Source organism: Pseudomonas sp. P135 (genome assembly GCF_020312125.1).
In the GTDB taxonomy this organism is placed as follows: domain Bacteria; phylum Pseudomonadota; class Gammaproteobacteria; order Pseudomonadales; family Pseudomonadaceae; genus Aquipseudomonas; species Aquipseudomonas fragariae.
Map to the genome: position 1 here is coordinate 197713 of NZ_JAGPYR010000003.1, position 13760 is coordinate 211472.

Genomic DNA, 13760 nt, shown 5'->3' on the forward strand with positions numbered 1-13760 from the left:
GGAGCAAGCGTCATGGAAGCTCAATCGCAATCGCAGAATCAATCGCCGCAGTCTCTCCAGCCGGCTGTTGCCACCCCGTCATTACCCAAAGGCGGTGGCGCGATTCAAAGCATCGGCAAGGGCTGGGGATCGGTTGGCACCAGCGGCGCGGCATCACTGGAGATCGCCCTGCCGATCAGCCCGGGCCGCGGTTACGCGCCCGCCCTGTCGCTGAGTTATCAAAGCACCTCCGGCAACGGTGTGTTCGGGCTTGGCTGGAATCTGAACACCAGCAAAGTGGCGCGTCGTGCCAGCAAGGGCGTACCGAGCTACACCGACGATGATCTTATTTTCGGCCCCGGAGGCGATGTCTGCCTGCCAGAACGCGACGACAGCGGCGCGCTGGTTTCGAGTCAGGTCAGCCGCTACAACGGTGATGATCTGGATGCGACTTATCAGGTAGTGCGTTACTTCAGCAGAGTCGAGGGGGCCTTTGCGCGCATCGAGCATTGGCGCGTAAACAACACAGATCCCGGCTTCTGGCTGATTCACGGCGCCGACGGCAGCCTGAACCTCTATGGCAGGAAGATCTCGTCGCGTATTGCCGACCCGGCAGACATGAACCGGGTTGCCGAATGGTTGCTGGATGAAAGCATGAATGCCGTCGGTGAACACATCCTCTACGAATACAAGCCCGAAGACCATCAGGGCCTGCCGGAGGATCACCCGAGAAACTTCCGCGCCCAACGTTACCTGAGCCGGGTTCGCTACGGCAATGCCAAGGCGCACCCTTTGCTTTACCTGTGGGAGGAAGATTCGCTGGACGATTTGCTGTGGCACTTCGACCTGTTATTCGACTATGGCCAGCGCGACACCCGCAGTGATCCGCCGCCCGAATATGACGAGCAATTTACCTGGCCCGTGCGCAGTGATCCGCATTCAAGTTTCGCCTACGGTTTTGAGCTGGGTAATCTGCGCCTGTGCCGGCAGGTTCTGATGTTCCATCACTTCCCGAATGAACTCGGAGCATCTCCGCTGCTGACCCGGCGACTGCTGCTGGAGCATTATCAGACAACCCTCGGCTACAACATGCTGAGCGCGGCGCATTCAGAAGCATGGGATGGCACTGACTGGCGGCGCTTCGATCGACAACCCCCTGTGCAATTTCAATACACCGATTTCAGTCTTGAGTCGGGCACTTACACGCCGCTGGAGCCCATGGCCGGCCTGAATGACGGCCAGCAATACCAGTTGGTCGATCTGTATGGCGACGGCTTGCCCGGCATTCTGTATCGCGACGACAAGGCCTGGCTTTATCGCGAACCGATCCGTGATACCGCTGGCACAGCAGATGCCGTTGCCTACGGAACCTGTCAACCGTTACCCCGCATTCCCACGGCTGATTCAGCCGCACCGGTACGTCAGACCCTGACAGATCTGACCGGCGACGGGCGGCTGGACTGGGTTGTCGCCCAACCGGGAATGGCCGGATTCTTTACCCTCAACCCTGATCGAAGCTGGTCGAAATACGCCACGTTCTCGGCTTTTCCTGCAGAGTTTTTCCACCCGCAAGGCCAAATGGCGGATCTGGTCGGCGACGGGCTGTCGGATCTGGCCTTGATCGGCCCACGTAGCGTTCGTCTGTATGCCAACCGTCGAGCCGATGGATTCGCCGCAGCGGTGGACACTCCTCACGACGAGGATCGCCTGCCATTGCTCAGCGACAGTTCCACTGAACTGGTGGCGTTCAGCGACCTGCTGGGTACCGGGCAACAACACCTGATCCGGATACGGCACAACGAAATCCGCGTCTGGCCGAACCTGGGCAGAGGCCGGTTCGGCAAGGGCCAGTTGTTTGCCACGCTGCCCTACACCTATGAAGCTTTCGATTCGAGCCGGGTGCGGCTGGCGGACCTGGATGGCTCAGGTGCCAGTGACGTGCTTTATCTGCAAGCCGATGGCTTCCAGGTCTTCATGAATCAGGGCGGCAACGGTGTGGCCGCGGCCTTCGATCAGCCCTGGCCAGAGGGCGTGCGTTATGACCGATTCTGCCAGTTCAGTGCGGTCGATCTGCTGGGCCTCGGCTTTTCCAGCCTGGTGCTGACCGTGCCACACATGGCGCCCCGGCACTGGAGCCTTTACTACGCAGCCGACCGGACAGGCACGGTGCACAAACCGTATTTGCTGAAGGCCTCGGACAACAATCTCGGTGCTGCCGGAGAAGTCAGCTATCGCAGTTCGGCGCAGGAATGGCTGGACGAAAAGAACGAGCTGCGGGGCGCAGGCAGCGTTGCCGTCTCGGAATTGCCGTTCCCGGTTCATGTGGTCGTCAGGCAAACCCTGCAGGACAAGGTAACTGGCAATACGCTGACTCAGTTGTTCCGCTATCGACAGGGTTTCTATGACCCTCGCGAACGCGAGTTTCGCGGCTTCGGCCTGCTCCTGCAGACCGACACCGAAACGTCGTCGCAGAATCAGGAGGACTTTACCGCTCCGGTATTGAACAAGACCTGGTTCCACACCGGACGCTACCCCGCCAGACCTTGCACTGACTATGACCGCAGCGACCTCCTGGCACGCTTGCCCGGCGAACACGTGTTGTCCCGACTCGACGCCGCAACCCAGACAGAGCTGCCGATAACAGACGCGGATGACGCGACCTTGCAGGAAATGGCACGAGCGCTGAGCGGCTCGGTACTGCGCGGCGAAGTCTTTGGACTCGACGCCAGTCAACGTCCCACAGTGCTGTATTCGACCCAGTCCTGCCGCTATCTGGTTCGCCAACTGCAAGCATTGAGCGCACATCGACCCTACGCATCGATGCTGCCGCTGAGCCTGGAAGTCATCACCTATCGTTACGAGGCCGAGGAACTGGAGGATCCGATGTGCGAACACAGCCTGAACCTGGCGTGGGACCGCTACGGCTCGGTGCTCCACTCAGCCAGCGTCAACTATGCGCGGCGCAAGAAACCGGGCGACGCGCCCCCCTTTGCGGACCCTTACCAGCAACAATGGTGGGAAGCGTCGCACGACGAAGCTCAACAACAGTTCTACGCGAATGAAATGCGCGCCGAAGCCATTCATCTGGACAGCCCGCAGAGCTGGCGTCTGGGGCTGCCTTACCGCACACGCAGCGATGCCATGCTCATTCCGGCAAGCGCCTTGACGCCTGCGCAGATCAGCTACGAACAGTTCGCCGATCCGGACGGGCCATTCGCCACCTTGCCACGCACGCTCACCAGTCTGTCGGTGCAACGCTACATCGGTTGTGGCGATGGCGAGGCGACCTTTCAGGCGCTGGCTGACGCCGTTGAAACGGCTGAACTGGATGATCATGCACTGAGCGCCTATGAGCGGGTCATGGACAGCGTCACTCTGGCCGAAAAACTCGTCGAGATCGGCTATCAGCAGATGCCAAGCTTTCTGCCAGCAGACAGCCTGAACCTGTGGTCGGTAAAACGCGGCTTCGCCACTTATGCCGGTCCGGAGCATTTCTTTCACCCCACCACATTCAGGCCCACACGCAGTCATGGCTGGAGTCTCGTCGAGTACGACGCCTACGATCTGTTCACGACTCGCATTACCGACCCGGCAGGCTGCGTCACCACGGCTGAATACGATTATCGTGTGCTGCAGCCAAGACGAATCATCGACCCCAATCAGAACAGTCAGGAAGCGGATTACGACGCCTTCGGCAGGGTATGGGCAACCAGCTTTTACGGCACGGAACTGGGTGAGGCAGCCGGTTTTCCGCCGCTCAATCGCGCCGGACATTATTGGGCTTCTGCCAGCGATGTCGTACTGCAACCCGACTATGCGCTGGGCAGGCAGGCCAGCGCGGCCTATTACGATGGCAATACGGCTTTGGGGCGGGTCCACATCCCGCTGGCAACCGCTGTCCTGGTTGCAGACCGCTATCCCGAAGATCCAGACAGGCAGATCCGCATCAGCATGGCGTCGATAGACGGCTTCGGTCGCACCCTGCAAACCCGTCAAAAGGTGGAGGACGGCGACGCCTATTCCGTCGATGAATGGGGCAATCTCGAACTGGTCGGCGGTCAACCGAAAATTGTCCACGCATCGCCACGCTGGCGGGTCAGTGAACGGGTGGAATACAACAATAAAGGCCTGGCGGTGCGCGTTTACCGGCCGTATTTCGCCAACAGTCATCTGTATGTGAACGACGCCTCGATACGCTCACAAAACATCGTCGACAAACAGTTCTACGACCCGCTGGGGCGTCCGACCATCACCATTACCGCCAAAGGCTGGATGCGCCGGCAGACCTATCGGGTCTGGTACACAATAAGTGAGGACGAAAACGACACGGCCGAGGAAGTGCTGGCCGCGAGGAAGGCAGCCGAGCATGGTCAGTAGCGCGGTACATGCCCATACGCCGGAGTTGATCGTTTGCGAGGGTCGTGGCCTGGTTGTGCGCCAGGTCCTTTTACATCGAACCGAAGCCACGGAAGCGGCCGCAATGCGGGTTACCCGACAGCGTTTCGACCCGGCAGGCAGAATGATCGCCGCCACTGATCCACGTCTGGCCAGCGCCAACAGGAGCACTGTCTACAGCCTTGGCGGCAACGCGTTGGCCACTGAGAGTGTCGATGCCGGCTGGCAACGGGTGTTATTCGGCGAGGCGGGCCAGGTCTTGCGCGACTGGGATGGTCGCGGCACCGAGAAGCAGCTCGAGTACGACCTGCACCTGCGCCCGACAAGGATCATCGAACATAATCGGTATGCGGAGCGGTTCACCTATGGCCAGGCAGATGCAGCGGCACACAACCAATGCAATCAACTGGTTCGTCATGACGATACGGCGGGTTCGCGCTTGCTGGCGGATTACGGGCTGCTCGGCGTAGCGCTTTGTGAAGAACGACAGTTCCTGCAAACCCCTGAAAGCCCGGACTGGCCGCTGGCCGAAGCCGAGCGCGATGCCTTGCTTGAGCCTGTCGTGCTGCAAACCTGCTGGCGGTTCAATGCGCTGCGCGACGCGCTTGCGCAGACCGATGCCATGGGCAATACCCAGGCATTTGGCATGACTGTCGCCGGGCAGTTGAAAGCGGCTGAACTGACATTGGCCAGTGCCTCACAGCCGCAGACACTGGTCAATGAAATTCATTACAACGCCTTCAATCAGGTCGAGCAGGAAACAGCGGGCAATGGCGTAGTCAGCCTTTATTCCTATGATCAACAGGACGGCCGGCTGACCGGGCTGAGCGCGATCTCTGCTGACGGCACGCTGCTGCAGCAACTCAATTACAGCTATGACCCGGTGGGCAATATCCTGCTCGTCAACGATGCGTCTCAACCGGACAGGTATTGCGACAACCAGCTTATCGAACCCATCAGTCGCTTTGCTTACGACACGCTGTATCAACTGATCGAAGCCAGCGGCCGTGAAGTCCGAAACGGTGCCAGCCATGGCCCCGCGTTGCCCGGGCTGCAATCTCTGCCAACCATCGATCCTTGCCAGGTCAGCAACTACACGCAGAGTTACAGCTACGACGCTGCGGGTAACCTGCTGCAAATGCGCCACGAAGGCGCGCACAACTTCACCCGCAACATGCACGTTGCACCGGACAGCAATCGCAGCCTGCCCGACGATGACGGCGATGTGGATTTCGCTACGAGTTTTGATGCCAACGGCAATCTGCTGCAACTTGTACGTGGTCAGGTTATGGGCTGGGATGTGCGTAACCAGTTGCAGCACATCACCACTGTGCAACGTGAAGACGGGTCGAACGATGACGAACGCTATGTCTATGACGGCCAGGGTCAACGTTGTCGCAAGATCAGTACTGCTCAGGCATCAAGTCGCACGCTGATCAACGAAGTGCGCTACCTGCCGGGGCTGGAAATCCGCACCACGGCCGATGGCGAAATCCTCCATGTCATCACCGCTCAGGCGGGTCGCAATAGTGTGCGAGTGTTGCACTGGGAAGCCGGAAAGCCAGGCGCTATTGCGAACGATCAGGTGCGTTACAGCCTGGGTGATCATCTGGGCTCGAGCACGCTGGAACTGGATCAGCAAGGCGGCCTGATCAGCCAGGAAAGTTATTATCCGTTCGGCGGTACGGCCTGGTGGGCGGCGCACAGCGTAGTGGAAGCGAAGTACAAGACCGTGCGTTATTCGGGCAAGGAGCGCGACGCCAGCGGGCTTTATTATTACGGGTTCAGGTATTACGCGCCCTGGTTGCAGCGGTGGATCAATCCGGATCCGGCGGGGGATGTGGATGGGTTGAATCTGTACGGGTACGTAAGAAACAGTCCAATCACCTATTACGACAGGTTGGGATACATGGGGAAGCACGCGCTTGAGTCGCCGCCATCACCCGCTCGTCGAAAACCAATAACCTCAAATAGCTATGCCCTTGAAAATCAAGATGCGAGACCCGGTGTTTTGTGGGGCGATCAGGAGCCATTCCTCGGACCTGCTTACACATTACCAGACAGATATCTTGTTTCCGGATTGGAAGAGAGATTGGCCGCAGCTGATAAAAATTCCGGCAAGGCGACCGCTGTTGTGGCAACGATGTTTGATCATGATAGCAACTTAGAAGACTACCCTTACACCGTAGAATCAAAACACCTTCAAGAAAACGACGACTTTCTCAACGACTACGCGCCCAACGAATGGATCTTTCGTTCAAATTACAAAAGAAGCGGAAGCAATGACTACCATGCCAATGACGTAGTCCGATACCAGTATAGAACCATCGCCCAAAAAACAAATACCCATGGCGTCTTACCTTCGGTTATAAAAAACAGCTTCGTCCTGAATAGTGATACGTTGAAAAAAACTTCGACAATAGAAAACAAAACTCCGGAAATGCTACAGACTTTTCTTCAGGAAACGCCCAACGGCAAGCGAACTCAACGAGTACTGGACGACTTTGGCATGGAGGCTTTATGGGTTGATCGGCAGGGGGACTCAGAATTCCCCTTCGCTGACTTTATTGTTGCTGTACGCCCTAAACAGCAATCATATAGCCAGACTGGCTTTTACTAGGGAAACGATGGGGAAGACTTCCAAATTTGGTAGAACGTCTGATCTCAATCGCCGAGACGCCTGATGAAGCAGATGACCGACGCCGAAGACGCCGCATGGAAAGTTTCTCTTGGTCAATACCAGGTTGGTAAAAGGACGTCTAGACATGAACGAAGCTATGCATGCCCATACCACTGACCGAGTTTCAAATGGAGGCATTGTGGGTGCAGCGCCAAACAGATCCTGTACTGGATCCGATCAGCCATTTTACGCTCGGTACTTGCAACCGCAACTCAAAGCAAGCCCGCTCTCATTTATAAGACAGCCCCCTGACAATGCACAGAGGTCGAAAAAGTCTGTACGACCATTCTGACAAAAAGTAGAGATGTTTCAGTCAACACCAAAGGTTGCTGATCACCATGTTCGATAAAAATAAAGATTACGCTGCTGAAACATATGGATACCTGTATGCAACGTAATACCGATCGAACGTGGAGTTTTAAACATGGCATTTGACGCATATATCAAAATCGAAGGCATTCCAGGCGAAGCGCTGGATGATCGCTACAAGGACTGTATCGAGATCACCGGGTATGGTTTCGGCATGCACCAAAGTACCTCCGCCACGGCGAGTTCTTCAGGAGGCGCCTCGTCGGGTCGGACGTCCTTGAGTGATTTCACGTTCACCAAATCACTGGACAAGTCGAGCTGCAAGCTCATGGAAAGTTTGTGCGCGGGCAAGCACCTGAAGGAAGTCGTCTTGTCACTGCATCGTGCAGGCGGAGACAAGGTCAAATACTTTGAAGTGCTGCTGGAAGAAGTCATCATTTCCAACTACACCCAGCATGCCAACGATGGCATCCCCAGCGAGACCATCAGCCTCAACTACGGAAAAATAAAAACCACCTACACCCAGCAGAAAAGATCTGACGGTGCCGGTGGAGGGAATGTCTCGGGTGGCTGGAACCGTATCAACAACAAGGTCTATTCCTGACGTCTTGAACGCTCACGCATAAAACGTCACGACATGATCAAGGAAGGACTATGGCACGGCCATTTTTTACTGCTGCCTGGGCGGCTTCGCAACATATTTATGATCCGGTGGCACCGGAAAAACGAGTGGCAGAGGTGATTGGGGGGTTCGTCGCGAAGAACATAAACAACCCTGATCCTTCTACAAAATGGAGGAACACCTGTGCTGTTCGATTAAGTTACATCCTGAACTACTCAGGACTGAAAATACCTAAAGTATCTAAACAGACAGTCTCCGGCGCAGATCAGCACCAGTACTTTTTCCGTGTATCGAACCTGAAAAGCTTTTTGGAAACGCACTGGGGCAAGCCTGAGGTCGTCAAATACCCACCTTCTGACGGCGGAGCGCTTGCAAGAAAAAAAGGAATTATATTATTTGAAATATCGGGCTGGACAGACGCAAAAGGCCATGCAACGTTGTTTGACGGCAATCTTTGCTATGACCATTGCTACTTTAACGAGCCCGACGTCAACTACCGTACGGATACGGCAAACTTTTGGAGCCTAACCTCATGAAGTTTCTCTTCACAGCCTTCACAGTCTGTCTCGCACTCGTGGCAACCGAGAGCTTCGCACATACAAAACCTTCATCACCAGAGGGCATGCACCGAAGCTATGAAAAAAACTTCAAGGACCTGGTCCTCGCTACCTGTATAGCAAACGCTTACGCATATGACGTAAAGGTCGGAATTGACGCTGGAAGTAGCGTCACCGCCATTGAGGACTGGGCAAATTACGACTGGGAAGTGGGACCTGATGAAATACGAGCACTCGTAAAGAAGTATCTGACCAGAGATTATACAAACCCCTTAACCGAGTCCGAGATAAAAGGTGTAAAATTTGACCTTTTAAAGTGCCTGGATCTTTACCACAGTAAGGATCTGAATGACTTGACAAAAAAGACTGTCGTAAATCCAACACACACCTACATGCAAGACTACAAATAAAATCCATATTCACAGGGAGGTTCGTAGAATGAAATCACGTCTTGCGGCCCTTACAGCATCTCTAGTCTTGGCACCATCCAACTGCTTTGCCTACACACCCACCTCCTCACCCGAAGGCATGTACCGAACCTTTGAAAAAAACTACAAGGACATGGCGCTCGCCACCTGCATAACCACCGCTTATAAATATGACGTAAACGTCGGAATTGACGCGGGCAGCAGTGTCAGTGCGCTGCGTGACTGGACCTACTATGACATGGAAAAAAGTCCTCTTGCCGTCAAGGCCCTGGTTGAAAAATACCTCGCGCGCGACTACACAAACCCGTTGGCCGAATCCCAGATCAAAGGTATAAAATTCGACCTGCTGAAATGCCTGGACATGTATCACAGCAAGGAGCTCGACGCGTTGACGAAGAAGGTCGTGACCCACCCGAATCAGACCTACATGCAGAATATCAAAAAACCTTAACCACTCCCTTCATGCAACAAGCCTGTCCGGCAAAAGCTGCACAGGCTATTTTCATTACAAGCACCCTACTCCGCACATTATCTGTAGGGCAGAGACATATCATGCTGCTTCACTGTGATCCGATAGCTGCTTAACGTCTCGCCCTCGGTGATGTACTGCTTGCTGAAATACTGACAAACAGCCCCCGTCACTTCCCCGCCTACACCGAAAACATCTTCAGAAAACCCATTTCGATAATTCTTGTAGGAATTATCAGCGGGAAGCCTCCCTTCCAATTGAAGGAAATTTCCGAGAAAATCCCGGCCTCTTGCGCTTGGCTATTCAGGTCTCTAGCCTTCATCGATCGCTGCCCAATCAGCGATCAGGTTTGGTAGACCTGCTTTTGCTGGCGCAATGTGCCACCTCCGCGAGGCGATCTCTTTCGTCCCGTTTTCATGGTGGCCGTGCGCATGGCATCTCCGGATGCACCGGGTGCCAGCAGCCGGTCTACCAACTTGCACACGGCCGCCACCTTATCGTTTGGTAGCGATGAGTGACGGCTCCCACAAGTTCTGCTGGAGTTGCAAACATGCCCGATAAAATCGTCCCCGACCCGCCCACCGCCCTGTTCACCGTCAACGCATCCGTCAGCCAGGAGGAAGCGCTCAACTACGCTTCGGATCTGCTGCGCTGCATCATTACGACGGCCTATGAGTCCGGCGACAGCACCCAGGGCACCAGCCGTGACCTGGCGTTTTCGGTGTTGCACATGGCCGAGATGGCCAAAGCCATGGTTGATCGTTCACTGGAATGCATCGTTTGAGCAGATGACAACCGGGGCCGCGCTCGGCCCCGCGCAAACCTCAGTTACGCTGATCCAGCAAGTTCACCACCAGCCGGTCGATCCAGCCCCACAAGCGCTGCTTGACCCGTCGCCACAGCGGTCTGGCCTTCCAGTCTGCCAGCGTGGTTTCGGCGCTCAGGGCGAAGTCTTTCTCGAAGCTGGCGACCACGTCGCGAGTCAGTCCGGGGTCGAGAGCTTCGAGGTTGGCTTCCAGGTTGAAGCGCAGGTTCCAGTGATCGAAGTTGCACGAGCCGAGACTCACCCAGTCGTCGATCAGGACCATTTTCAGGTGCAGAAAGCAGGGCTGGTATTCGAACACCTTGACCCCGGCGCGTAACAGGCGCGGGTAGTAGCGTTGACCGGCATAGCGTACGGACGGGTGATCGGTGCGCGGCCCGGTCAGCAGCAAACGCACATCAACGCCACGCGCCGCGGCCCGGCGCAAGGCGCGGCGGACTTTCCAGGTGGGCAGAAAGTAAGGGGTTGCCAGCCAGATACGCTTTTGCCCGGTGTGCAGCGCACGTACCAGCGATTGCAGAATGTCGCGGTGCTGGCGGGAATCGGCATACGCCACGCGGCCCAGCCCCTCGCCGGTTATCGGGGCTTTGGGCAGATGATCAAGGCCGAAGTTTTCTTTCGGACGCCAGGCGAAACGCCGGGCGTTGGCGTGGAACTGCCGGTTGAACAGCGCCTGCCAGTCAATCACCAGCGGCCCGGTGATTTCGACCATCACTTCGTGCCACTGGCTGGCGTCCTTGTCCGGCTCCCAGAACTCGTCGGTCACGCCGGTGCCGCCCACCACGGCCAAGGCCTTGTCCACCACCAGCAGTTTGCGATGGTCGCGGTAGAAGTTGCGCACGCCCCGCCGCCAGTGGATCGGATTGTAGAAACGCAGAATCACACCGGCATCGGTCAGTTGCTTGCGCAGGCCGGCGTCGAAGGCTTTTGAACCGAAGTCATCGAACAGGCAGCGCACGATCACGCCACGTCTGCCCGCCTCGACCAGCGCGCGCACGATGGCGTCGGCGCAAGCCCCGGCTTCGACCAGGTACAACTCCAGATCGACCTGCTGCTCGGCGCGATCAATGGCTGCGATCATGCGCGGGAAGAACGCAGGACCGTCGATCAGCAATTGAAAGCGGTTGTTTTCACGCCACGGGAAAATCGCACCGTTCATATCAGCGCGCCGTGAAGATCAGGACAGCCCCGACCGGGACCGAGAGGCTCACCGCCGACAATCCTGCGGCATTGCGCAAGGCCTTGAAGTCCGGGGCCATATCGAAATCCTGGGCATGGATCACCAGCGGCTCGAGCGTCACGACCTGAAAGCGCCGCTCGTCGAGACGCGTCGCCAGCAGCTCGGCGTTATAGCTGTGGGTCTTGCCGCGCAGGCTGACGGTCAGCGGTAAACGCAGTTCGAGCTGTGCGCCGGGCGCAAGGTTATTGATCGGGCGCATGTCGAGCTGCGCATTGATCTGAGCAGCCGGAAACTTGCGCACCTGAAACACCTGCTCTCGAAGGCGCTCGTCGCGCAGCGGAATGCCGGTGCTGACCGAGTCGGTTTCAACCTCTACCTCAGCCAGCCCCTTGGCGTCGACTTTGCCGTGCAGCACGAGAAAGCGATGCACCTCGGCAATATCGGCATTTTTGGTCGAGGTGAACGAGAGTCGCGACGACTCGTTATCCAGATACCAGTTCGCATGGGCAGGTAACGCCACTGCGGCCAGCATGACCAGCAGCAGGCGATTCATAGTGAGCATGCAGACTCCAGACGTGCAATTGAGGGCCACCTTATCCGCCTGTCTGACCGCTGGCAAACGCCTGCGTTCGGCGGCAATCCATCAAGCCCTCATGGCAGCAGGCGACAGCCCTGTCGCTCACCCTGCCACGATGCACTGCTGGTGCGTCCCAGGCCGCTGGCAATGACCCGTTTTTGACTGCTGTCGTCAACCAGGGTGCTGGGCAGATACTGCTTGATGTAGCCCTGGCAATACGCTTCGGAATTGTTCATGACGTACCTGCACGAACAGTATTCCTTGGCGGTGTAGGCACTGATGATGGTCGGAAATGCCTGCAGGTTGACACGGTACTGCCAGGCGAGTACGGCAAGTGCGGCAACGATCAGCAACAGCAGGCTGCTGAAGGGACGGCGCAGGATGAACATTCGACGCGAGCTCATTGACCGCCCTCCTTGCCGAACGCGGCCTGTACGCGCTTGAGCATCTCATTGTGGTTGTAGGTACCGTCGCGGTCATCGGCATAGCGCACGATCACCAGCTTCTGATCGGGAATCACATACAGCGCCTGCCCCCAATGCCCCAGTGCCGCGAAGGTGTCGGGGGGAGCGTCCGGCCACGGTCCTTTGCCGCCATCGGCAGTGCGGTTAAGCCACCATTGACCTGCGGGCACTTCAACGCTGGCATCCACGCCTGCACCGGCAAACGGCGTCAGCACGAAGTCCATCCACTGCTTGTTGAGCAACTGCCGATCCTGCCATTGCCCGCCGCGCTGCATCAGCAGGCCGATGCGGGCCAGATCGCGGGCGGTCATGTAGGCATAGGAAGAGCCTACAAATGTACCTGCGCCATCGGTTTCCCAGACCGCACTGCGGATGCCGAGCGGGTCGAACAGCGCGGTCCATGGATAACCCGGATAAGCCTCATCGCCGACCATCTTTTTCAAGGCCGCCGCCAGCACGGTGCTGTCGCCGCTGGAGTAAAGGTAAGTCTTGCCTGGGGGTTGGGCAGCGCTGTGATCGGCGGTGAAGCGCGCCATGTCATCACGCCCGCGGGTGTAGAGCATGGCGACCACCGAGGAGTTGAGCGGAGCGTATTCGTAGTCTTCCTGCCAATCCAGACCCGAAGCCCAGTGCATCAGGTCTTTGATGGCGATATCGGGGTGCGCCTTGAACGGCGTGTAGAACTTCGCCACCGGATCATTCAGTTGAAAGCGCCCTTCTGCGAACGCCACCCCCAGCACCGTCGCCATGATGCTTTTGCTGATCGACCAGGTCAGGTGCGGCGTTTGCGCGGTGGTGACACCGGCATAGCGCTCGTACACAACGTCGCCGTCACGAATCACCAGCAGCGCATCGGTGCGTACGCCCTTGCGCGAGGCGTCGTCACGCGGCGGGAAGGCATAGGCCTCGAGCTCTTCGATGGCCGCAGATCGCGGCACAGACCGAGAAGGCCATTGCTCTGCCGGCCATGTTTGAGCAACGACGCCCTGGGCACTGAAACCCAGGATCAGAACCAGACACAGGCGGACAAATCTACGCGGCATGACAGGGCCTCTAAAGAGTAATCCGCACACCGTATCAGCGTTTCATGACAGTTAGCCATCGCCCCGGGAACGGACGCAGAGCGTCCAGAACGGCACGTCCAGGCGGAGCACGCATGATCCTGCTTAGGCCGATCGTTCCTCACGCTCCAGCGTGGGAATGCATTCGCGTGACGCTCTGCGTCACAAATCTGCGCCGCCCTGCAACGGTCAAGACCGAACGCAGAAGAAATGGCC

The 13760-nt window shown here is 57.3% G+C and carries 11 protein-coding genes; 7 read left to right on the plus strand and 4 right to left on the minus strand.

Annotation, left to right across the window (positions count from 1 at the left end; translation table 11 throughout):
* The first annotated feature begins 12 nt into the window (after positions 1 to 12).
* The 7 genes from KBY08_RS05675 (at position 13) to KBY08_RS05705 (ending at position 10223) form a co-directional block, all read left to right on the plus strand.
* Positions 13 to 4356 (plus strand): SpvB/TcaC N-terminal domain-containing protein, encoded by a 4344-nt coding sequence (locus KBY08_RS05675; RefSeq protein WP_225651089.1) that lies wholly within the window; start codon positions 13 to 15, stop codon positions 4354 to 4356.
* Positions 4346 to 6994, plus strand: coding sequence for an RHS repeat domain-containing protein (locus tag KBY08_RS05680; protein WP_111522090.1), 2649 nt, complete (start codon positions 4346 to 4348; stop codon positions 6992 to 6994). Before KBY08_RS05675 ends, KBY08_RS05680 begins: the two co-directional genes overlap by 11 nt.
* Positions 6995 to 7478: 484 nt before the next feature.
* The gene (locus KBY08_RS05685; RefSeq protein WP_003345343.1) at positions 7479 to 7967 is read left to right on the plus strand and encodes an Hcp family type VI secretion system effector; all 489 of its coding nucleotides are present in this window, start codon (positions 7479 to 7481) and stop codon (positions 7965 to 7967) included.
* A gap of 50 nt (positions 7968 to 8017) precedes the next feature.
* Positions 8018 to 8521 carry a type VI secretion system amidase effector protein Tae4 gene (locus KBY08_RS05690; protein WP_011268807.1) on the plus strand — a complete coding sequence of 168 codons (504 nt, stop codon included), beginning with the start codon at positions 8018 to 8020 and terminating at the stop codon, positions 8519 to 8521.
* Entirely contained in the window at positions 8518 to 8952 is a 435-nt protein-coding gene (locus KBY08_RS05695) for a type VI secretion system amidase immunity protein Tai4 (RefSeq protein WP_011268808.1), read from the plus strand. Before KBY08_RS05690 ends, KBY08_RS05695 begins: the two co-directional genes overlap by 4 nt.
* A 28-nt stretch (positions 8953 to 8980) precedes the next feature.
* On the plus strand, positions 8981 to 9421 hold the full coding sequence (locus KBY08_RS05700) for a type VI secretion system amidase immunity protein Tai4 (protein WP_060401018.1): 441 nt from the start codon (positions 8981 to 8983) through the stop codon (positions 9419 to 9421).
* 568 nt (positions 9422 to 9989) lie between these two features.
* A complete protein-coding gene (locus tag KBY08_RS05705; RefSeq protein WP_003313478.1) occupies positions 9990 to 10223 on the plus strand; it encodes a DUF6124 family protein in 234 nt (77 codons plus the stop codon).
* A gap of 40 nt (positions 10224 to 10263) precedes the next feature.
* Here the strand turns inward: KBY08_RS05705 and KBY08_RS05710 are convergent, their stop codons facing one another.
* The 4 genes from KBY08_RS05710 to KBY08_RS05725 all read right to left on the minus strand — a co-directional run bounded on the left by KBY08_RS05710 (position 10264) and on the right by KBY08_RS05725 (position 13526).
* Positions 10264 to 11421 carry a phospholipase D-like domain-containing protein gene (locus tag KBY08_RS05710; protein WP_003405908.1) on the minus strand — a complete coding sequence of 386 codons (1158 nt, stop codon included), beginning with the start codon at positions 11419 to 11421 and terminating at the stop codon, positions 10264 to 10266.
* A gap of 1 nt (position 11422) precedes the next feature.
* Entirely contained in the window at positions 11423 to 12004 is a 582-nt protein-coding gene (locus KBY08_RS05715; RefSeq protein ID WP_011268811.1) for a YceI family protein, read from the minus strand.
* Positions 12005 to 12093: 89 nt separating this feature from the next.
* Positions 12094 to 12423, minus strand: a complete 330-nt coding sequence (locus tag KBY08_RS05720) for a hypothetical protein (protein WP_003405911.1) — start codon at positions 12421 to 12423, stop codon at positions 12094 to 12096.
* Positions 12420 to 13526, minus strand: a complete 1107-nt coding sequence (locus KBY08_RS05725; RefSeq protein WP_111522092.1) for a serine hydrolase domain-containing protein — start codon at positions 13524 to 13526, stop codon at positions 12420 to 12422. The genes KBY08_RS05720 and KBY08_RS05725 overlap by 4 nt, the downstream gene beginning before the upstream one ends.
* Positions 13527 to 13760 lie beyond the last annotated feature (234 nt).